Raw genomic sequence first — 21038 nt, forward strand, 5'->3', positions numbered from 1 at the left:
TTCGTGTTGCGTGGCATTCCGCTGACATGACCCGCCGCCGCAGATCGGTTCGCTGACGTCTCTACAGCACCAAGTGTGTGATGGCATATAAAGTTAAGAATGACTCGCAGTTGCATTCAGTCGCGCAAGCCGCTTCCTGTCAAGGCGCGATTGCTATCGTAAATCGAGAAACACTGGCGCAAATCGAGAAACACTGGCGTAAGTCGAGAAGGGTCGGCTTCAATAATTGCGAGCGCCTCGCATTCTCATTGATATGGATCATTGTGACCGGATGCCGCGACGCGGAGTCTGCAGCCCTAGGGAAGGCAGCAGCCTCGAACAGCCGTCGTCTTCTCAGTTGAGTGTGGCCTTTCGCTGCAGCCCAGTTGCGAATGCATCTCATTATCGATAGACTAAGCGAGCGACTTTAGGAGGACCGAGTTCATGATGATCTGGCGCGGCCTAGGAACAGGTCAGTTGACTCGCTTGATGCAGGATGCCCGTGATCTGAATCAGACAGCGGAAGTGCGAAGCGACGCACTGCCGCAGCCTCAGCCGAAAGCGCCGCCGAGCGAGACCGCCCCTTCCTTCGCCTTCAGTTCCGCCGCGGCCTCGCCGTCCGAAACAGTCGCGCCCCTCCCCACCGTTCGGGAGGCCGTGCCCAGGCCGCTCGCAACCGCTTTGGCGGCCTCGCCCCAGACAGCGCGAACTTCCTGACAGGGCGAACGTCCTGACCCGATCGGCGCGACCGGTCGACCCTGGCGTCAGAGACAGGCCAGCAGACCGAGGTAGAAGGCAACCTCGCTGACCTGCTGGGTGGCTCCCAGGGTATCGCCGCTGTAGCCGCCGAGCTTGCCGGTGAAAACTCGACGGATCGCCAGGTGGCCGACCAGCAGGCCGCCGAGGCCGCCAAGCAAAGCGACTCCAGGAAGCCAGACGAACGCGCCGCAGACCGCAACCACTCCGGTCCCACTTGCGACCAGCAGACCGATGGCGGAGATGCCTTGGGCCGTCGGCTTGCCGGTTCCTTCGGCACGCTGGTACCGGCTGGTGGCGATCACCAGCACGCTCGACAGGCGGCTCAGGCCGTGTCCGACGATCAAAGCCAGGACGACAGCGGAAATCGGCAGCGCCGCCAGAGCGGCGATCTTCGTGGCCAGCACAAGCCCTAGCGCAGCGGCGCCATAGGTGCCGAGGCGGCTGTCCTTCATGATGCGCAGCGCGGCCTCGCGTGTCGCTCCACCGCCGATACCGTCGAAGGTGTCAGCCAACCCATCCTCGTGAAAGGCCCCGGTGGCCAAAAGGGTCGCCACGGTCGAGAGCAGCAGCGCCAGCAGCGGCGGGAACGCCTGAAGGGCGACCCAGAACACCAAAGCCGCGATAGCTCCGACACCAAGACCGACCGCCGGATAATAGCGGACTGCCGAGGCCAGCCGCTCCGGCGAATAGCCGATGTCGCGCGGAAGCGGTAGTCGCGTCAGGAACTGCAGCGCCAGCAGAAAGATCGCCGTTTCGTTTCTCAGACGCCGGATCCAGACGTCCCGGCGACGGCCGCCGCAATCGCCGCCTCGTCCGCCCTGCCGATCTTCCTGACGCTCAACCAAGTCTTCTCGTCCTGAGAGTCGTGTTCGGGTGGCGATGTTGGACCTGCCGGGATCTGCAAGACCAGCCCGACGCATTGCGAGGCTAGTCGCCCTCGATCGGATTCGGCCCGCCGTAGGTCCAGCGATACTGCGGAGGCGTCGGGCCCTTGTTGCGCCCGCCCTGCTCCATCTGCTCGAAAGCGTGAGCGAGGATACCGACCGAACGCGACAGGCAGAAGAGGCCGCGTGCCAGCGGCGGCGGAAAACCCAGCTCGGCGAAGATGACCGCCGTCGCGCCGTCGATGTTCATCGGGACAGGCTTGCCCTTTCTGGCCAGGAGCGTCGCCTCCACCGCCCGGCCGATGGCGGCGAAGCGGCCCGTACAGACACCGTCTCGCGCAGCCGCATCGACGAGAGCGAGAAGACGCGGTGCGCGCGGGTCGACGGGCTTGTGAAAGCGATGACCGAAACCGGGAATGAAGGCCGAGCGCTCCGCCGTCCAACGGTCGAGGCAGGCCGCCGTCGCCTCGGGTCCGCCCGCTGCCTCGATCAGACCATAGAGTTCGACCGCCTGCTCGCCCGCCCCGCCATGAACGTCGTCCAGCATATTGACAGCACTGGCCAGGGCACCGTTCAAGGAGGCGCCGCAGGTGACGGCCATGCGCGCCGTGGCGATGGAGGGTGCCTGCGGTCCATGGTCGACGGCGGCGACCAGCGCCGCCTGCAGCAGCTCGGCCGCGGCCGGCGTGGGCAGCTCTCCGCGCAGCATCAACCAGATCATTTGCGGGAAGGTGACCTGGCCGATCAACTCCTCGATCGGCCGCCCCCGCATCCGGATCGCGCCGGGCATCATGTCGATGATGTCGGTCCGCCACCAGTCCGCGACATCGCTCGCAGCACCTGTCGTTACATCCCGGTTTCCATCCGCCCCGTCGCTCACAGCACGCCCTCCTCGCGCAGTCGCTGGATCTCCGCGCCCGACAGCCCCAGCGCGCCGTAGACCTCATCGTTGTGTGCGCCGAGTTGAGGCGGCGGCGTCTCGACGGCCGGCACGGCGCCGTCAAGCTTGACGCCGGTCCGCACGACGGTGATGTCGCGCCCGACGCCCGGCACGTCTGGGAAGTCGGCAAGCAGCCCACGCTCGGCGACCTGCGGATGGGTCAGCGCCTCCGGCACGCTCTGGACGACACCGGCGGGAACGCCGATGCGGTTCAGCGCCTCGACCCACTCCTGCGCGGACTGCGCAGCCAGACTGCGTTCCAGCTCGGCCTTCAGGGTCTGGCGATTGGCCTTACGCGCCTCGCGCGTCGCATAGGCGGGGTCGGCCAGCAGGTCCTCCCGGCCCAGGTGTCGGGCCAAGGCCTGCCATTGCTCGTCCTTGTTGGCCGCGATGTTCAGCAATCCCTCGGCGGCCCGAAAGGTGCCCGAGGGAGCGGAGGTCATGTTCTCGTTGCCTTGAGCGCTCGGCTCGACCCCGCCGATCAGGTAGTTGGAGACGACCCAGCCCATGGTAGCGATGGTGGCCTCCAGCATGGAGACGTCGATGTAACCGCCGCGCTCGGGTGAGGCCAGGGCGGCCGAAACCGCAAAGGCCGCTGTCAGCCCGCCGATGGTATCGGATACCGGATAGCCGACACGCAGGGGCGCCGTCTCGGCATCGCCGGTAATCGCCATGACGCCGGATGCGCCCTGCACGATCTGATCGTAGGCGGGCCGGTCGACCCAAGGACCGTCCTGACCGAAGCCGGAGATCGCACAGTAGATCAGACGCGGATTGCTGGCCTTCAGGACATCGTAGCCGACACCCAGCCGCTGCATGACGCCGGGGCGATAGTTCTCCACCAGCACGTCGGCGGTTTCGACCAACTGCTTGAGCAGGGCGACGCCCTCGGAGCTTTTAAGGTTGAGGGTAACCGACTTCTTGCCCGCGTTCTGCGCCAGGAAGGAGATTCCCATGCCACGGGCGTTGAGGTCGGCATCCGCCCCGAGATTGCGGGCGAGATCTCCCCGTCCTGGGGCCTCGACCTTGATAACCTCGGCCCCGAAATGCGCGAGCTGATGACAGCAGAAGGGGCCGGCCAGAACGTTCGTCAGATCGAGAACCCGCACACCCGCCAGCGGCTTCACGGTCTCAGGCTCCACGTTCCCGAATGAAGGCCGAACAAATCGCCTCGTAACCGTCCGCTCATCCGCCCTCGCCGGCCTTGTCGTAGACCTGCTTCTTCAGCTTGCGCAGCTGCGAGGTGAGGAAAGGCGCCACGAGGCAGGCCGCCGCGATTGACAGGATCGAGAGAGTCAGCGGACGTTCCCAGAGGAACGACCAGCTGTCGTTGTTGATCAGCAGCGCGCGGCGCAGGTTCTCCTCCATCATGCCGCCCAGGATGAAACCCAGAATCATCGGCGCCATGGGAAAATCGAGGAAACGGAGCACCACGGCCGCAATCGCGAAGATCACCATGAGCTGGATGTCGAAGGTGTTGAAGCTGACGAAATAGACGCCGATCAGCGAGAAGAAGAGGATCAGCGGCAGCAGGAACCGCGAGGGCACCGCCAGAATGCGCGCGATGTAGGGGATCAGCGGCAGGTTGAGAATCAGCAACACGATATTGCCGATCCACATGGAAACGATCACCGACCAGAAAACCGCCGGCTGATCGATGTAGAGACGCGGCCCGGGCTGGATTCCGTAACCGATCAGGGCGCCGAGCATGATCGCCGTCGTCCCCGACCCCGGAATACCAAGCGTCAGCAGAGGGACGAAGGACCCCGTGGCTGCCGCATTGTTGGCCGTCTCCGGCGCCGCCAGTCCACGCACCGACCCCTTGCCGAACTCCTTGCCCTTCTCCGGACCGGCCAGACGCTGCTCCGTGCCATAAGCCAGGAAACTGGCGATGGTCGCACCGGCCCCGGGCAGCACACCGACCAGAAAGCCCAACAGTGACGAGCGGCCGATCACCGGTGCCATATCCTTGACCTCGGAGCGGCTAACCGCCATGGAGCCGAGATTCTGGGATGCATCCCTCTCCTTCAACCGGTCGCTGTCCGTCTTCGGTTTTAGGATCGCCATCAGGGCTTCCGACAGTGCGAAGGTCGCCATCACCAGCAGCAGGAAGGAAATCCCGTCCACCAGGTCGATCATGCCCAGCGTGAAACGCGGCACGCCCTGGGTTTGATCGGTTCCGACCGTGGAGAGCATCAGTCCCACGACCGTCATCAGCAGCGCCTTGATCATGTCGCCCTTGCCGGCGAAGGCGGCGACTGCGACCAACCCCAGCACCATCAGGGCGAAGTAGTCGGTCGAGTGGAAGGACAGCGAGACGCTGGCCAGAAAGGGCGCCGCCACCAGCAGGAACAGAGCCGCGATCACGCCGCCGGAGAAGGAGGAGTAGGCACCTATGGCCAGAGCCTTCCCGGCCATCCCCTTCTTGGCCATGGGGTAGCCGTCGAAGGAGGTAGCGACGGTACTGGCAACCCCCGGCGCGTTGATCAGGATGGAGGAGGTGGAGCCGCCGAAGATCGCACCGTAGTAGACCGCCGCCATCAGGATGATCCCGGCGGAGGGGTCCAGGCTGGCGGCGATGGGAATCATCAGGGCGATGGCCGACATGGGGCCGAGACCCGGCAACATGCCGATGAAGGTTCCGACCAGACAGCCCAGCATGACGAAAGCCAGATTGGTCGGCGTTAGAGCCGTCGAGAGGCCGATCATGATGCCTTCGATCATGGGTCAGCTCCCGCGCAGGAAGGACGGAAGGGGTTCGATGAAGACGTCGAGGCCCTGGGTCATCAGAACCCAGAAGGCCACCACCAAGGGCACGGCCACCAGAACCAGGATCAGCGGCCGCCGCTCGCCCAGCAGCGCGAAGCCCAGCATCAGAAACAGCGAGGTGGACAGGAGGAACCCGAGCGGACGGATGCTGAAGCCGTAGAGCGACATCAGCGCGAGGAATAATCCGCAGGTTACCCACTTGTATCCGGCAAGGCTGGGCGTCTCGCGCGAGCCGGGAAAGACGATGATCGCCAGCGACAGCCCGATGCCGAGGACCGTCAGAACCTCGGGCATGGTGCGGGCGTGGAAAGCGGCCGTCTCCTGGAACGGCAGCAGCCGGATATCCTGGCTGAGGATGCCGTAGGTGACGCAGAAAGCGAGCAAGAGAAGACCGCCGATGCGGTCCTTGGAGAGGCGCATGGGTCTTTCTCCGGGCCGGCGCGCGCGCCCGGCCGGACCGGGCGCGCCAACCGACCCGCTAAGCGATTAAAGGAAGCCGAGCTCGCGCATCAGATCGCCGATCTGCTCTTCCTGCGCTTCCAGGAAGGCGGTGAAGTCCTCGCCGCCATTGAAGATATCGACCCAGCCGTTACGGTCGCGCACCTCGACCCAGGCCTCTGTCTCATACATCTCCGCGAAGGCTTGCCGATAGGCATCGGCCTGAGCGTCGGAGATACCGGGGGCGGCGAAGAAACCGCGCCAGTTGACGAACTCGGCCCCCGGCGCACCGGCTTCATCGCAGGTCGGCGTGTCGGGAGAGGCCTCGAGCCGCTCCAGGGAGGTCACGCAGAGAATACGTACCTCTCCCTGCCGGGCCAACTCGATCCCCTCACTGAAGCCGGTCGAAAGCGCCTGAATCTCGCCGGACAACAGACCGGCCATCGCCTTCCCGCCAGCATCGTACGGGATGTAGCGTAAGGCGGTGGGATCGGCGCCCGCGGAGCGCATGATCAAGGCCGTGACCAAATGATCCATCCCGCCCGCCACCGAACCGCCGCCGATCGCGACGCTGGAGGGATCCTCCTTCAGCGTTTCGAGCAACTGAGCGAAGTCCTCGATCTCGGACTCCCGGTGAACGACGAGCGTCGCATAGTCGCCGATGGTGCCGGCGATGGGTGTCAGGTCCCGGAAGGACTGCGGGAAAACGCCCTGTAGAGAGCGGATCACGATGGGCGTGGAGTTCACCATCATGATGCCGGGATCGTTCACCTCAATCAGATGAGCGATGGCCCGACCGCCGCCCCCACCCGACATGTTCTCGTAGGTCGCCGATCCGACCAGGCCCGAGTTGGTCAGGGCCTCGCCCGTGCCGCGCGCGGTGCCGTCCCAGCCACCGCCGGCACCGCCCGGCACCAGGAAATGAATCTTCTCGACCACCTGGTCCTGAGCCTGAGCCGACCCCAAGGAAAAGGCGGCAAGCAGCGTCGCCGCGCAGACCGAAGTTCGAAAAGCCGATGTCTTGAAACCTGTCACGTCATCCTCCCTAGAGCGCGATCCTGCTCTCTCCAACGCTTATCGCCTGGAACTCTGCCCAGCTTGCCAAGGGACACCACCGCAGGGTGATATCCACCGCGTAAGAAGGCCACCGTGCAGCGCGTCGCGCAAGCCCTAGCTCCGGTTTTCCGTGAGGTAAAAAGAAGCTCGCCAACGAGGGCGGGACTGCACCCAGTCAGGACGGCCGCAGCAGCACGACGGCCGAGGGCGTCAAGACTTGGCACCGAGGGCAAGTGACATAGCTCCCGCCCAAGATCGATGACGGACGGCTGGATGTCTGCCCGGAAACCCTCCACGGAAACCCGACCCGACCTCGACCGCATCCCGGACGCGGCGACCTTCCGCGATTGGTACTGGCTGAAGGCCGAGCTGGTCGCCTTCTGCAGGACGCAGGGCCTGAGCTACGCCGGATCGAAGGCCGAGATCGCCGAGCGGATCGCGCGCCACTTCGAGTCCGACGGTTGCAGTGGACCCGGGACGGCTTCACGAGACCCGAAGGGCGAATCTCGACCGCGCGGACAACGCGTCACCTCGCGCGTCAACTGGGCGCGTCTGAAGATCACACCCGAAACCGTGATCACGGACAGCTACACGAACGGACCCAACGTCCGCGCCTTCTTCCAGACCCAGATCGGCCCGCGCTTTCGGTTCAACATCGCCTTTATGGAGTGGATGCGCGCCAACTGCGGGAAGACCATGGCCGATGCGGTGCAGGCTTGGCTTGCCATCGAATGCCGGCGTAAAGCGGGCGAGAAGGCGCCGATCCCCGCGAGTAACCAGTACAATCGATACCTGCGGGACTTTTTCGAAGCCAATCCGACCCGGAGCCTGGCGGAGGCGCGGATCTGCTGGCTGGCCAAGCGAAGCCGGCGCGGCCCCGTGCGTTACAGTCCGGGGGACATAAAGGTTCTGAAAGGGTAGCTGTCGGAGGCTTCCGAAGCTGAAAGCTGCGAGCGCCGGCACCGTCAGACTTCGAGCCGGATCAGGCGCTCGCCGTTGCGGTCGTAGAGATAGCCGTGAACCTCGACATCCGCCGGAACATCCGGGTGGTTCCGCAGGCGCAGCACGTCAACCGCCACCGCCATGGCAGGATCGGAGAGGGTCAGCCAGTCGGCCAAAGGACGGTCGGTCGAGTCGACGCTCTGCAGCTCCTCGGCCAGGAACGCATGCATCACCTCGTCGATGGCGACGTCCTGGCTCGAGTCGATCTGCCGCAACACTAAACATTCACGGTTTCCGAGCCGCCGGTGGGACCTGATGAGCGACTGGATGCTGTCGTCGTTCGCGTGAATTCGGGCGCCGTCGACCATGTGGGCTTCGCCTTCGATCAGGCCGACGAACTTCGCGGGTTCGAACGGCGTTTCAAAATCGACTAAGATCACCAAGGGCCATCGCGGCAACAAAACCGGTGTCACCCTCTATCCGAGACCGTCTTCACAGTTTTGCGAGCCATCGTGTTTCTGTCTGTGATGGCGTTCACAGCTACGCACTTCGCCCTCTTGAAATGGCCGTCTGTCACACCGGCTTGGCCACCACGTCGGGCAAGGCACCCGATGAACCGCTGGGCGAAGGGCGGATGCGGAACACCAGGGTGTAGAGGATCGGCAGCACGACGAGCGTCAGGATCGTGCCGAACATCAGGCCACTCATGATCGAGACGGCCATGGCCTTGAAGAAGGTATCGAACAGCAGGGGGATCAGGCCGAGCGCCGTGGTCGTCGCACCGATCACGATGGATACGAGACGGCTGACCGAGCCCCGAACGACCGCCTCGAAGGGCTCCAGCCCCTCGCGGATGCCGGTTTCGATCTGATCGACCAGTACGATCCCGTTCTTGATCAGCATGCCCTGCAGGCTCAGGACACCGAGCAGAGCCATGAAGCCGAAGGGCTGGTTCGTCAGCAACAGCCCGGCCGTCACGCCCACGATGCAGAGCGGGACGGTCAGGAAGATGATGATCGGCTGTCGCAAGCCGTTGAAGAGCGCCACCAAGACGATCAGAGAGATGATCATACCGATGGGCACCATGGCGTTGACGTTCGTCTGGCCGTCCACCGAGGCCTCGTACTCGCCGCCCCATTCGAAACCGTAGCCCGGCGGCAGGGGAATCGCCTCGACGGCGGCCTGGACGCGCGATTGTAGCTCGTAGGCCTGCATGCCCTGGGGATCGGCCTGCACCGTAATGGTTCGCTGCCGGTCGCGCCGCCAGATCAGAGGTTGTTCCCAGACCTGCTCGATGCCGGAAACGACCTGTCCGAGCGGCACGGCCCGGCCGCCGCCGCTCGGGTAGACCAGCACCTGCTCGAGCTGCCCGACGTCGTGGCGTTCCCCGGCCGGCACCCGCCAGACGATCGGCAGCAGATCGTCACCCTCCCGGTAGACACCGACCTGCGCACCATCCGTGACACGCGACAGAGCCGCCGCCACGTCTTCACGGTCGACCCCGACGCGGCGCGCCCTTGCCTGATCGAACACCGGTCGGACGCTGCGCGTCATCTGACGCCAGTCGTTGCGCACGTACTTGGCACCCGGCTCCTGTGCGAGGATCGCCATGGCCTGACCGGCCAGGTCCTTCAGAACCTCGGGATCTTCACCGCTGAAGCGCGCCTCGATCTTGAAGGTTTCCAGCGTCGCCAGCGGAAAGACCCGCAGTCTCGGCTCGGCCTGCGGGAAACTCTCGATCAGATAACGGTCGGCGTAGGCCACGAACTCTGGAATCTGTTCCTTGGTCTCCAGCTCGACGATGATCTGCCCATAGCTCTGGAAAGGAATCTCCGGATTGAGCGCGAGCTGGAAGCGCGGCGGACCCGAACCGACGAAGGTGGCGACGCTGACGACGGATTCCAGGCCGAGAAGGTGAGTCTCGATCTCTCGCAGATCCTCCGAAACGTCGTCGATCCGCGCGCCTTCCGGCAGCCAGTAGTCGAGCATTACGGCCGAACGATCAGCGCTCGGGAAGAAGTTCTGGCTGACAAACCCAAAGCCGTAGCCGGCCAAGGCAACCAGCCCGACCATCATGCTGAGAACCAAAAAGCGCCGCCCCAGGGAGACGTGCAGAACACGCCGATAGAGTGAGAAGAGCGGGCCGGAGAAGGGATCGCCCTCTGTCTCCGCCGGCTGTTTGAGAAGCATGTGACAGAGCACGGGCGTCACGGTGACGGCGAAGATCCAGCTGATCGACAGCGAGATGGCCATCACCAGGAACAGGGTCGCGCAGTACTCCCCGGTGTCGTCCGGCGACAGGAAGATCGGCAGAAAGGCGACGATGGCAACCAGCGTCGCACCCAGCAGAGGCCAGCCGAGATCGCGCACCGCACGGGCCGCCGCTTCCATGCGGCTGGCGCCGCGCTTCATGCGGATCAGCATGTAGTCGGTAATGACGATGGCATTGTCGACCAGGATACCGAGCGCCACGATCATGGCGCCCACCGACATGCGCTGCAGGTCGATGCCGACGATCCGCATGACGATCAAGGTCGCCAGGATCGTCAAGACCAGACCGAAGCCGACGATCAGGCCGCCGCGCCATCCCATCAGCAAGGACACGACAGCCAGGACGATGGCGGCGGCCGCCACCAGATTGACGACGAAGGACTGCACCGCCGCGTCAACGATGGCAGGCTGGTCGTTGACGACGCCGATCTCGACGCCGACCGGACGTTCCGCCGCGAGCTCGTCCAACCGCGCCTGTACGGCCTCGCCCATGCGTACGATGTTGGCTCCCGGTACCGGAGACAGCCCGATCGCCATGGCATCGTATCCGTCGAACCGCATGATCCGCTCAAGCGGGTCGGCGAAGGCGCGGCGGACTTCAGCAATATCGCGGAGAAGGACCAAGCGGTCGTTCTCCGCACGGCCGACGACCAGACTCTCGAGGTCCGTCACCGCATTGAAGGTTCCGGTGGTCTCGACCCGGAAGCGCTCCGGTCCGGACTGGACGAAGCCCGAAGCGACGATTTCGTTCTGGGTCGAGAGCGCGGCCAGCACATCCTCCGTGCTCAGACCCAACGTACGAAGACGGGCGGAGGAGACGGCCACCTCCACCGTCTCCTGACGGTCGCCCCAGAAAACCGCACGCGAGACGCCCTCGACCAGAAGCAGCTCGCGCTGAAGGTCCTCCACGTAGTTAGCGAGGTCGACGAAGGGCATTCCATCGGCATAGATCGCGAGGATCACACCGTAGACGTCGCCGTAGTCGTCATTGACCTGCGAGGGCAGCGCACCAGGCGGCAGCTCCGCCTGCACGTCGTCGATCTGGCGCCGGAGCATATCCCAGATCTGCGGCAACTCGTCCTGCCGGTAGCGGGTGTCGATGTCGACGAAGACGACGGAGGCGCCGGCACGGGAGAGCGAGCGCACATGATCCAGCTCCGGGATTTCTTGAACCGCACGTTCGATCCGCTCAGTGACCTGCCGCTCGACCTCCAACGGCGAGGCGCCGGGCCAGGCGGTGAAGACCGTTGCGGTCTTGATGCTGAACTCGGGATCCTCCAGCCAACCGAGATTGAAGTAGGACTGCACCCCCAGGACAGCGATCAAGGCGATCACGAAGAGGGTGAAGGTCCGGTTGCGAATTGCAAAGACGGCAGGGTTCATGGATTTGCCTGAGCCTCTGCGGACGAGGCCGCAGCCCGAGCCTCGCCGCGACCGGCGATCCAGTCGCCGGCCGGGTCGTCGCCCAGATCGCCATTGGGATCGCCATCGGGATCGCCATCTGGGTCGCCACCCCGGCCTCCCTGCACCATGAAGGGGCGCACGGTCTGACCGTCACGCAGAAAGTCGACACCGTAGGCGACGATCCGCTCGCCGTTCGCAAGTCCCCCGGCAATGCGCAGGCGGTCGCCCTCGACCCCCGTCACGGTCACGGACCGCTCGGCGACCCGTGCGGGCGAGCCTTCAACGATCCAGACACGGTCGTCTCCCTCGGTACCGCGAAACACGGCACTGCTCGGCAGCGCGATCTCTCCGGATCGCTGGAAGTCCTCTTTGAGGAACAGCAGGTAGGCAGTGCCCGAAAGTCCGGCCAAGGGCGGCACACCCGCCAGGCCGGATAAGCGCAGGGCCGTCCGATAGGTACCGGTCTCAACCGCCTGCTCGGACGCCATCTCCCGGACCTGGGCGCGGTAGCGCCCGTTCGGCGCGTCCGACAACGCAACCTCGATACCCTGCAGGTAGGGAAGCCGGCCGATCACGCGTTCGGGGAGATCGACAACGAAGTCGGCGCCTGAGACATCATGGAGAGTGACGGCGGTCTGTCTTGCCGAGAGGTAGTCGTGCAGTTCCACATGCAGGCGAGCAACCCGACCGTCGAACGGGGCGATCAGGCGCGTATCGCCCAAGGCGGCCTGGGCGGTTGCGAGCTGCTGGGTCAGCGAGGCCACCTCAGCGGCTGTGCGGTCGCGTTCCGCTATGGCCTCGTCCAGATTGGCGCGCGAAGTGTGGCCGCGCTCCACGAGCTGCGCCTGCCGGCGATGCTGCAGAATGGCGAGCTGCCGCGCGGCCTGAGCGGCCTCCAGCCGCGCCTCAAGTTCAGCCACGGCCAGTTCGAAGTCGCGTGGATCGATCTCCGCCAACAGATCTCCGGCGGCGACCAGATCGCCCTCCTCCACCGGCAAGCCAGTCAGGGGGCCGCCCACCCGGAAGGCCAGACGGGACGAACGGACCGGATGCAGCGTACCCGGAAAGGCGCGAACCTCGGCAGGCCGCCGGGCCGCGACCTCGATCACCGCCGCCGGACGGACGATCTCCGCGTGCGGACCGAGCGTGGCGGACTGCCCCACGGTCGATGCCTCGGCAACTGCCAGCGCCCCTTCGGCCCGATCCTCGGTTCCTCCAGGAGCCAAGGTCGAGACTCCATAGACAGCGACTGCGCCCAGAACCGCGACCACTGCCAGGCTCATAAGCCTTTGCTTCGTCCAGGATCTCCGACCAACATGAGCCATGCCCGCCTCCAATGTAAACAGAACAGTATTGTTTACATACGCAAGGGAGGCTTATACGGATCAGACATGATGCAATCAATGGAAAAACCGCCAATCGAAAATCCTCAGCCGGAACGCGCCAGCCGTCTGCGCCCCGAGAAGCGCCGCGCCATCCTGGACGGTGCGGCCAGGGTGTTCATGCGCGACGGCTTCGGCCTGGCCGGTATCGACGACATCGTCGCAGAGGCCGGAGTCTCCAAGCGGACGCTCTACGCCCACTTCGCCAGCAAGGAGGCACTGTTCGGGGCTATCGTCGAGGAGTGGTGCGACTCCCTCCTGACACCGCTGCGGGAGGCGGGCATCCGCCATCGCGATACCCGCGAAACCCTGATCGACCTGGGCCGCATGTTCCTGGACATCATTCTGTCGGCCGAGGGCATTCAGCTCTACCGAGTGGTCATCGCGGAAGCGCCGCGCTTCCCCGACCTTGGCCGTGTCTTCTACGAGTCGGGACACCTGCCAGCCGCGGATCTGCTCTCCAGCTACTTGAACGCCAGAGTCGAAGCCGGAGAGTTCCGTCCGTTCGACAGCCGCCGCGCGGCCGAAGGTTTCTTTCAGTTGATCGCCGGCTACGCCCACGAACGCATGCTGCTTTGTATCGAGACCGAGGTCGATCCCGAAGACATCGAGACCTACCTCACCGTCGCCGCCGACATTTTCCTGTGCGGGATCAAACGACCGGACGCCACCTGAAGCAGAGGTTACCGAGCACCGCGCTCGACGCTCGAAGGAGTCGCTCTGCCGGCGGGTTTACGGGAGCGCCATACGCAGCATCCCGCCGTCGACCGGAATCTGCGTTCCCGTGATGTAGCGCGCCGGCTCCGAGGCCAGAAAAACCGCAAGCGCCGCCAGTTCTTCCGGCTCACCGAACCGCCCGATCGGGATTCCCCGGTCGATTTCCTCCTGACGCGCGGCCTCGCTCGGCAAGAGACGCTCGACAATCTGCGGGGTGTTGATGCGGCCCGGCTGGATGCAGTTGACCGTGATGCCCGCCGCGGCGACCTCGACCGACAGAGTTCGAGACCAGCTCCAAAGCGCCGCCTTGGCCGGTGTCGCGGCATTCTCGCTCCGCTGCGCCATCGCGCCGGTCAAGGTTACGATCCGCCCCCATCCGCTCGCCTTCATCTGCGGCAGAAGTCCCTCCGTGATCCGGCGGGATGAGAGGAAATTCAGCGCGAGTGCCTCTTCCCACCAGGCATCCGACCAACCAGGGCCGGAAGCGCCTGCATCGGAAGGGCGCGGCCGAGAGCTTCCCGCGTTGTTGATGAGGATGTCGACACCGCCCAAGGCCTCCAACGCATCCTCGACAACACGTCGGCACCCTTCTTGCGTGGTGACATCCGCAACCACCGTCTCGACCGCGGCTCCGAGATCCCGGACCTCTCGCGCAACCTCCTGGAGACGCTCGGCCGTTCGGGCCGTCATGACCAGTCTCACGCCCTCTCTCGCGAGGCCAATCGCCGTCGCCTTTCCGATGCCTGTGCTCGCTCCTGTCACCAGGGCTCTGCGCCCGCTTATCCCGAGGTCCAAATCCGCCCCCTCCTGTCCGGTGTCTCCGCCATTGTTACGCGCCCTCGGATCGAGGTCACAAACTCCGGATCCAACAGTCGCCAACCGTTCAGGAGCTAAAGATGCCGTTTCACGTTAACACATACAATTGCCGTCAACCCTTCGGGGGGAAAACCCTGGTTCCGGTCTTCGGCAAGCGCGGCTCAGCAGCGAGCCGGCTTTCGAACTGGGACTACTCCGCCGCCGGGCGGTCGGCCTGGACAGCTCCAACCTGTCTCGGCGGCCCTGGCTTCATCTCGGCCTCCAGACGCTGGGCAACGTCGCCCGGTGCACCGGTCCGGCGGGCAAAGACGCTGTAGGCGACAGGGACAACGAAGAGCGTGAAGAGCGTGGCGGCCAGCACGCCCGAGAAAACCACCGTGCCGATCACCGTGCGCGTCTCCGCGCCGGCCCCGAAGGCGAGAATCAGGGGGACGGCGCCGGCGGCGGTCGTGATCCCCGTCATCACGATGGGCCGCAAGCGTGCGACGGAGGCTTCGATTATCGCTTGCTCGAAGGGCAGACCCTCGTCACGCCGCTGATTGACGAACTCGACAATCAGAATACCGTTCTTCGCCGCCAGGCCGATCAGCATGATCAGGCCGATCTGACTGTAGATATTGAGACTGCCGCCGGTCAGATAGAGACCGAGAAGCGCGCCTACCATGGCCAGGGGGACGGTCAGCATGATGACCAGCGGGTGGATGTAGCTCTCGAACTGTGCGGCCAGTACCAGAAAGACCACGGCGATCCCCAACAGGAAGACGAAGAGCAGCGAGCCGCCGCTGGTCTTGAGGTCCAGGGATTCGCCCTTGTAGTCGATGACGACGCTGTCGGGCAGATGCTCGGCCGCCAGCCCCTCCAGATATGCGAGCGCATCTCCAAGACTATAGCCCGGGGCGAGATCGGCCTCGATGGTGATGGCCCGCACCCTGTTGTAGCGGTTGAGGGTGGAGGAGTCGGCAAAGGCCTCCAAGGTCACCAGGTTGGACAGCGGGATCAATTCGCCGGAGCGGGCGGAGCGGACGTAGACGTTCTGAATGTCGGTCGGCGTGCGCTGGACTTCGCGCTCGCCCTCCAGGATCACATCGTATTCTTCGCCCGCATTGATGAAGGTCGTGACGCGCCGCGACCCCAACATGGTCTCCAGCGTACGCCCGATATCGCCCAGATTGACGCCGAGATCGCCCGCGCGGTCGCGATCGACCTCGATGCTGAGCTGGGGGTTGGTCTCCTTGTAGTCGTGGTCGATGTCGACCAGCCCGGGATTGTCCTCCGCGAGACGCGCCAGCAGGATGTCCCGCCAGGCTGCTAGCTCCTCGTAGGTGCCGCCGCCGATGGCGAACTGCACCGGCTTCTGGACGCCGCCGCCCAAACCCTGTCGCATGACAGGGAAGGCCCGCACGCCCGGCAGGCCGGCGGTCAGGCTGCGCACCTCCTCCATGATGTCCCAGCCGGAGCGCCGCTCGGCCCAGTCTTCCAGGACCAGGATGACGATCCCGCTGTTGAAGCTTTCGATGTTGCCGAAGGCACGGGGCGCGCGGACCAGCAGGCGCGTCACCTCGCCGCTCTCGGTCAGGGGCGTCAGACGCCGCTCGATCTCGTCCATGTACTCGGTCATGTAGTCGAAGGAGGCGCCCTCCGGCCCGTTGATCAGCAGGAAGAAGGCACCGCGATCTTCGCGCGGCGCGAACTCGGCCGGGATCTCCCGCTGCAGCCAAGCCGCGCCGCCCAGCACCAGCAGGAAGAAGACCCCGACCGCCAGCGGTCGCCGCAGGGTACCCGCCAGGGCGCGTCCGTAGCCACGCTCGACCGCCGCGAAACTGCGCTCCACGCCCCGCGCGATCAGCGTCTTCCGGCTGCTGCCGGGTTTCAACAGTTTCGAGGCCAGCATGGGGGACAGGGTCAAGGCAACCAGACTGGAGAAGGCGACCGCCGCCGCCATGGTCAGCGCGAACTCCGAAAAGAGACGCCCGATCTCGCCCTCCAGGAAGGCCAGGGGTACGAAGACGGCGATCAGCACCAGCGTCGTCGCGACCACCGCGAAGCCGACCTGCCGGGTCCCCCGGAAGGCAGCGACCAGCGGGCTCTCGCCGCGCTCGATACGCCGGTGGATGTTCTCCAGCACGACGATGGCATCGTCGACCACCAGACCGATCGCCAATACCAGCGCAAGCAGGGTCAGCAGATTGACCGAGAAGCCGAGAGCGTAGAGGGCGATGAAGGTCGCCACCAGAGAGACCGGGACGGCGACGGCGGGCACCAGCATGGCGCGGACGTTGCCAAGAAAGAGGTATATGACCAGCACCACGAGGCCGATGGCGATGAAGAGTGTCTTGTAGACCTCGTCGATGGCGCCCTGAACGAAGACGCTGCTGTCGTAGCTCTCCCGCAGCTCCATGCCCGTTGGCAGGCTGCCGTCCAGGCGCGCGGCCTCGTTGCGCGCCGCCTCGGCCACCGCCAGGGTGTTGGCCTGGGACTGCTGGATGATGCCGACGCCGACCATGGGAACGCCGTTGCCGCGGAAGAAGGTGCGGTCCTCCACGGCCCCCAGTTCGACCCGCGCAACGTCGCCCAGACGCACGAGATAGCCTTCGTCGCTGCGGCCTAACACCAGCTGGCCGAAGTCCTCGGGGCTCAGGAAGCTACGCTCGACCCGGACCGTGAACTGGCGTTCGAGGGACTCGATGCTGCCCGCCGGCAGTTCGACGTTGTCCGCGCGCAGGGCTGCCTCGACCTCGCCGACCGTCAGGCCGCGCGCGGCCAGGGCATTGCGGTTGAGCCAAATCCGCATGGCGTAGTTGAGGCCGCCGCCCAGCCGCACCCGCGCGACCCCGTCGAGCGCCGAAAAACGGTCGGACAGGAAACGGTCGGCATAGTCGGTCAACTCCAGCACCGTGTGGCGGTCGCTGACCAGGTTCAGCCAAAGTATCACGTCGTCGTTGGAATCGACCTTGGTGATGTCCGGGGGATCCGCCTCTTCCGGGAGATTGTCGAGCAGGCCGGCCACCCGGTCGCGCACGTCGTTCGCGGCCGCGTCGACGTCTCGGCCGACGTTGAACTCAATGTCGATACGCGAGCGCCCGTCCTCGCTGATCGATTCGATCGTCCGGATCGCCTCGATACCGGCGATGCGGTCCTCGATCACCTCGGTGATCCGGGTCTCGACCACGTTTGCGGCGGCGCCCGGATAGACCGTGTCGATGGACACGATGGGCGGATCGATGTCCGGATACTCGCGCAACGGCAGGCGCTCGAAGGAAATCAGCCCGAACGCAAGCAGCAGTAGGCTGATGACCGAAGCGAAGACCGGCCTTTTGACAGCGAGATCCGAGATCACCAAGGCTAGCCGTCTCCTGCCACGCCGAGCAGTTCGCTCAGCGGCTCGCTGCCGGTTTCCATCGCCTCGATGGTCACGCGCTGTCCGGGCGCGACCCGCAGCGCGCCGTGCGTGATCACCAGTTCCCCCTCCTCCAAGCCGCCGAGCACCTCGACCGCGCCCGGACGGCGTGCGCCCAGCTCCACCTCCCGGTTTTCGGCCGTTTCGGTCTCCGAGTCGACAACCAGCACATGGTTCTGCCGCCCCCGCGGGATGACCGCCTCCTCCGGAATGATCAGGCTGCGGCGGACGTCCTTGAGCAACTCGACCGTCATCAGCAGGCCGGGCCTCAACGCCTCGTCGGGGTTGGGAATCAGCGCGCGCGCCGTGATCGAGCGCGTCACGGGGTCCACCCGGGTCCCTACGCTGCTGATCTCGCCGATGAATTCCCGGCCGCCGAAGGCCGAGGCTTTGGCGACAATCGGCAGGCCGCGCTCCAGAGTCGGCAGGAAGACAGCGGGCACGGTAAAGTCGAGCTTGATCACGCTGAGATCGTCCAGCGTGGTGATGAGATCGCCCGGCTCCACCAGCGCCCCGGGGCTGATGTCGCGAATGCCGACCACACCGCCGAAGGGCGCGAGGATGACCCGGTTGGCGATCCGCGCCTCGATTGCCTGAATCGCGGCCTCGGCCTCCAGCAGCGCCGCCCGCCGCTCGTCCAACTGGGCGGTCGCGGCGAACTGTCGGCTTTCCAGTTCCTGAGCGCGTTGAAAGGCCAGGCGCCTTTCGGAGAGGATAGCTTGCGCCGCCCTCAAATCGGCCTCCTCCTCGGCCTTGTCGAGGATCGCGAGAACCGCGCCGGCCTCGACCGTCTGCCCGTCGTCGAACAGCAGTTCCTGCACGACATCAGTGACGCTGGCAGTGATGCCCACGCTTTCGTTGGCCCGTGTGGTGCCGAGCGCCTCGATGCGATCGACCATCTCGCCGAGGTGGACCGGTGCGACGATGACGGCGACCGGCGGCCGGGCGCCCTCCTCCTCCGCCTGAGCCAGAACCGCCTGCCCCAGGACCGCCGGCGACGAGAGGGCCACCAGCAGAGGAAGGAGCGTCAGAGGTAGAGTCCGCCCGACTGCTTTGAAGAGTCTGGACATCGTCATCGACAGCCTTTCCGCAGCACAAGCGTAGGCCGGCCGGAAAAATCCAGCCAACAGTCATGAAACGATGCTCTTTACCTGCCGACAAGGCTGGAGGACTGCAAGGAAAACCGAGCGTCTCTGTGATCTCGATCTCACCTCGACCGCCGTCAAGCCTCCGCGAACCTAGGCGTTCTTTACCGCAGCAACCTTCACAGACCGGCATGCGGGAGTTCGGCCGCACCACCGATTGGCAGCACGGCCGACTGGCAGCACGGCCGACTGGCAGCACGGCCGATTGGCAGCACGGCCGAGACCGGCTCAGTTCGGGGTGAGCCGATAGATCTCTCCCTGATCCACGGCGGCATAGAGATGACCGTCAGGCCCCTGAACGACCGACCGGAAACGGCCGGCCGTCATAGGCAGGGACATCGTCGTGACCTCCGTCACCGACAGTCCATCCTCTGCGAGATCAAGGACGTCGATGCGCATGTCGAGGGGGGTTCCCCCGAAGCCGATGCCCATGATTCCGACGGCCAGACGGCCGTCCCAGGCACCCCACTGCTCCCCACGCAGAAAAACGGCGGAGGACATGCCTTGCGAGAGGCCGTTGTTGGTCCAGGCCGGCGGCATCGCATCGGGGTAGGTGCCGGTGTCTGTCATCGGCATAAACTTGGCCCGTTCGACCGGGTCCATGCCGTCCATCTGGTTCGGCATGTAGCCGCAGTAGCCTGCGGGACAATCGCCACGGCCGGCCATGTTGGGGCGCGGATCCCAGCCGCCATTGCCGCCGTTTGCCAGTACGGTCACCTCATCCGAATGCCAGGGTCCATGCTCTGCCACGACCGGCTGCCCGTCACTGGGGCGAAAGGCGACCCCCTGCACGTTGCGATGGCCGTAGGTGAAGATACGGGGATCGAAGCCGTCTGGCGGATCGTTGTCCGCCACCGCATTGCCGTCCCGGTCGATGCGCAAAACCTTGCCACCGAGAAGCGTCGGCGATTGCGGGACCTCGCCGTTGTGGGTGTCGCCGGTCGTCAGGTAGAGATGGCCGTCCGGGCCGAAGCGGACGCGCCCTCCGTTGTGCGCACCGGGGCCGCCGAAGGGGTGGTCGGTCGCTTCCGGCTTATAGGGAACGTCCTCCACGATGTCGCTGCGCTCCGACACCGCGCCCAGATCGCCGCTTACCGTCAACCGCATGAGGCGGTTGCTGCCCGGCGCCGCCATGCTGGAGGTCGCATAGACGTAGATGAAGCGGTTCTCGTCGAAATCCGGATCGACGGCCACGCCTTGCATCCCGGCCTGACCCTCGCAGAAGAGGTCGTCCGCTCTGCTGGCATAGCCCTCGCTGCCGTTCATTCCCAAAAGAGCCTTGACGTCGCCGGAGGGAAGCCGCACCGACAGGCCGCGACACTTCTCCGTGAAAAACATGGTTCCGTCTGCGAGGAAGGCCATGTCCCAGGGGCTGTCCAAACCCGACAGGACGGTGCTGTGCGTCAGGTCGGGGGCGCTGCCCTGCTCGTCTGCGAGACCCGACGTCGGAGAGGTGGTCAGAGCGGCCATGGCCAGGGCCGCGACCGCCGCGAGCGACCAGGGGGTCAGACTGTGTTTCATGTTATGTTCCTCCCGTCTCTTTATGGTTCTTCCCCTACTGAGTGGGGTCGGAAATCGTAACCCAGAGGGAGATCACTTCAACCGCTTTTGTCAGAAAAATTGATAGCAGAGACTGAACGGCCCGCCACACAGGTGTATCGCGAGCGCCGAGGAACCCGGTAGCGGAACGGCAACTGCCGTCGAGTCTGTCTCAATCGCCGAAGGTCATGGCGACCGGCAGGGCGCTGCATCGGTCGTCCGCCCCCGGCAGCACGAGGCCGTCGGGGACCGCCCGCCACTTCTCGAAATTACCGAAAGGTCGTCGAGATGTAGGCCGCGAGATTGGCGATCTCTTCATCGGACAGGGGGACGGCCCAGGATATCATGATGGCCGAGTTGGGCCCGACCTGTTCCTTGGCACGATACTGCGTCAGCCGACTCGCGATGTAGTCCGCGTCCCTGCCGACAATCGCCGGGAAACTGGCCATGCCCTTTCCGGCGTTGCCGTGACAGGTGACGCAGGTCTCCGCGTACCTCGCCTCTCCGGCTGCCACATCCCCGGCCTGCGCCTCCAAGGCGCCCAGAGCGACTGCCGCGCAGATCGCGAGCAACTGCAGTCTCTTCATCCGGTTTTCCTCC

At 65.2% G+C, this 21038-nt stretch carries 16 protein-coding genes; 2 read left to right on the plus strand and 14 right to left on the minus strand.

The annotated features are described in order from the left end of the window. Positions 1-743: 743 nt before the first annotated feature. The 6 genes from cobS to ACO054_RS15550 all read right to left on the minus strand — a co-directional run bounded on the left by cobS (position 744) and on the right by ACO054_RS15550 (position 6804). Positions 744-1583 (minus strand): adenosylcobinamide-GDP ribazoletransferase, encoded by an 840-nt coding sequence (gene cobS / locus ACO054_RS15525; protein WP_421707497.1) that lies wholly within the window; start codon positions 1581-1583, stop codon positions 744-746. Between the two features lie 82 nt (positions 1584-1665). Next, complete coding sequence (locus ACO054_RS15530; protein ID WP_421707498.1) at positions 1666-2502, minus strand: citryl-CoA lyase; 837 nt, start codon at positions 2500-2502, stop codon at positions 1666-1668. Beyond that, positions 2499-3689 carry a CaiB/BaiF CoA transferase family protein gene (locus ACO054_RS15535; RefSeq protein ID WP_421707499.1) on the minus strand — a complete coding sequence of 397 codons (1191 nt, stop codon included), beginning with the start codon at positions 3687-3689 and terminating at the stop codon, positions 2499-2501. Before ACO054_RS15535 ends, ACO054_RS15530 begins: the two co-directional genes overlap by 4 nt. A 58-nt stretch (positions 3690-3747) precedes the next feature. Beyond that, the gene (locus ACO054_RS15540; protein ID WP_421707500.1) at positions 3748-5286 is read right to left on the minus strand and encodes a tripartite tricarboxylate transporter permease; all 1539 of its coding nucleotides are present in this window, start codon (positions 5284-5286) and stop codon (positions 3748-3750) included. A gap of 3 nt (positions 5287-5289) precedes the next feature. After that, positions 5290-5751 (minus strand): tripartite tricarboxylate transporter TctB family protein, encoded by a 462-nt coding sequence (locus ACO054_RS15545; protein ID WP_421707501.1) that lies wholly within the window; start codon positions 5749-5751, stop codon positions 5290-5292. Positions 5752-5817: 66 nt separating this feature from the next. Further along, positions 5818-6804, minus strand: a complete 987-nt coding sequence (locus ACO054_RS15550) for a Bug family tripartite tricarboxylate transporter substrate binding protein (protein ID WP_421707502.1) — start codon at positions 6802-6804, stop codon at positions 5818-5820. Between the two features lie 294 nt (positions 6805-7098). Here ACO054_RS15550 and ACO054_RS15555 point away from each other — a divergent pair, with 294 nt between their 5' ends. Then, positions 7099-7746, plus strand: a complete 648-nt coding sequence (locus tag ACO054_RS15555; RefSeq protein WP_421707503.1) for a DUF6434 domain-containing protein — start codon at positions 7099-7101, stop codon at positions 7744-7746. 44 nt (positions 7747-7790) lie between these two features. On the opposite strand, the gene ACO054_RS15560 is transcribed toward ACO054_RS15555, so the two are convergent. The 3 genes from ACO054_RS15560 to ACO054_RS15570 form a co-directional block, all read right to left on the minus strand. Then, positions 7791-8207 carry a hypothetical protein gene (locus ACO054_RS15560; RefSeq protein ID WP_421707504.1) on the minus strand — a complete coding sequence of 139 codons (417 nt, stop codon included), beginning with the start codon at positions 8205-8207 and terminating at the stop codon, positions 7791-7793. Between the two features lie 133 nt (positions 8208-8340). Further along, positions 8341-11421 (minus strand): efflux RND transporter permease subunit, encoded by a 3081-nt coding sequence (locus ACO054_RS15565; protein WP_421707505.1) that lies wholly within the window; start codon positions 11419-11421, stop codon positions 8341-8343. Beyond that, entirely contained in the window at positions 11418-12725 is a 1308-nt protein-coding gene (locus ACO054_RS15570) for an efflux RND transporter periplasmic adaptor subunit (protein WP_421707506.1), read from the minus strand. The genes ACO054_RS15565 and ACO054_RS15570 overlap by 4 nt, the downstream gene beginning before the upstream one ends. 120 nt (positions 12726-12845) lie before the next feature. Here ACO054_RS15570 and ACO054_RS15575 point away from each other — a divergent pair, with 120 nt between their 5' ends. Next, positions 12846-13499: a TetR/AcrR family transcriptional regulator C-terminal domain-containing protein gene (locus ACO054_RS15575; protein WP_421707507.1), complete on the plus strand. Its 654-nt coding sequence runs from the start codon at positions 12846-12848 to the stop codon at positions 13497-13499. Positions 13500-13556: 57 nt separating this feature from the next. Here ACO054_RS15575 and ACO054_RS15580 read toward each other — a convergent pair whose 3' ends face one another. The 5 genes from ACO054_RS15580 to ACO054_RS15600 all read right to left on the minus strand — a co-directional run bounded on the left by ACO054_RS15580 (position 13557) and on the right by ACO054_RS15600 (position 21025). After that, positions 13557-14303 (minus strand): SDR family NAD(P)-dependent oxidoreductase, encoded by a 747-nt coding sequence (locus tag ACO054_RS15580; RefSeq protein WP_421710374.1) that lies wholly within the window; start codon positions 14301-14303, stop codon positions 13557-13559. 244 nt (positions 14304-14547) lie between these two features. Further along, positions 14548-17694, minus strand: coding sequence for an efflux RND transporter permease subunit (locus tag ACO054_RS15585; protein ID WP_421710375.1), 3147 nt, complete (start codon positions 17692-17694; stop codon positions 14548-14550). Positions 17695-17699: 5 nt separating this feature from the next. Then, positions 17700-18830 (minus strand): efflux RND transporter periplasmic adaptor subunit, encoded by a 1131-nt coding sequence (locus ACO054_RS15590; protein ID WP_421707508.1) that lies wholly within the window; start codon positions 18828-18830, stop codon positions 17700-17702. Between the two features lie 297 nt (positions 18831-19127). After that, entirely contained in the window at positions 19128-20420 is a 1293-nt protein-coding gene (locus ACO054_RS15595; protein ID WP_421707509.1) for a PQQ-dependent sugar dehydrogenase, read from the minus strand. A gap of 287 nt (positions 20421-20707) precedes the next feature. Beyond that, entirely contained in the window at positions 20708-21025 is a 318-nt protein-coding gene (locus ACO054_RS15600) for a c-type cytochrome (RefSeq protein ID WP_421707510.1), read from the minus strand. Positions 21026-21038: the final 13 nt, after the last annotated feature.

It is taken from the genome of Algihabitans sp., from assembly GCF_965226985.1.
GTDB lineage: Bacteria > Pseudomonadota > Alphaproteobacteria > Kiloniellales > DSM-21159 > Algihabitans.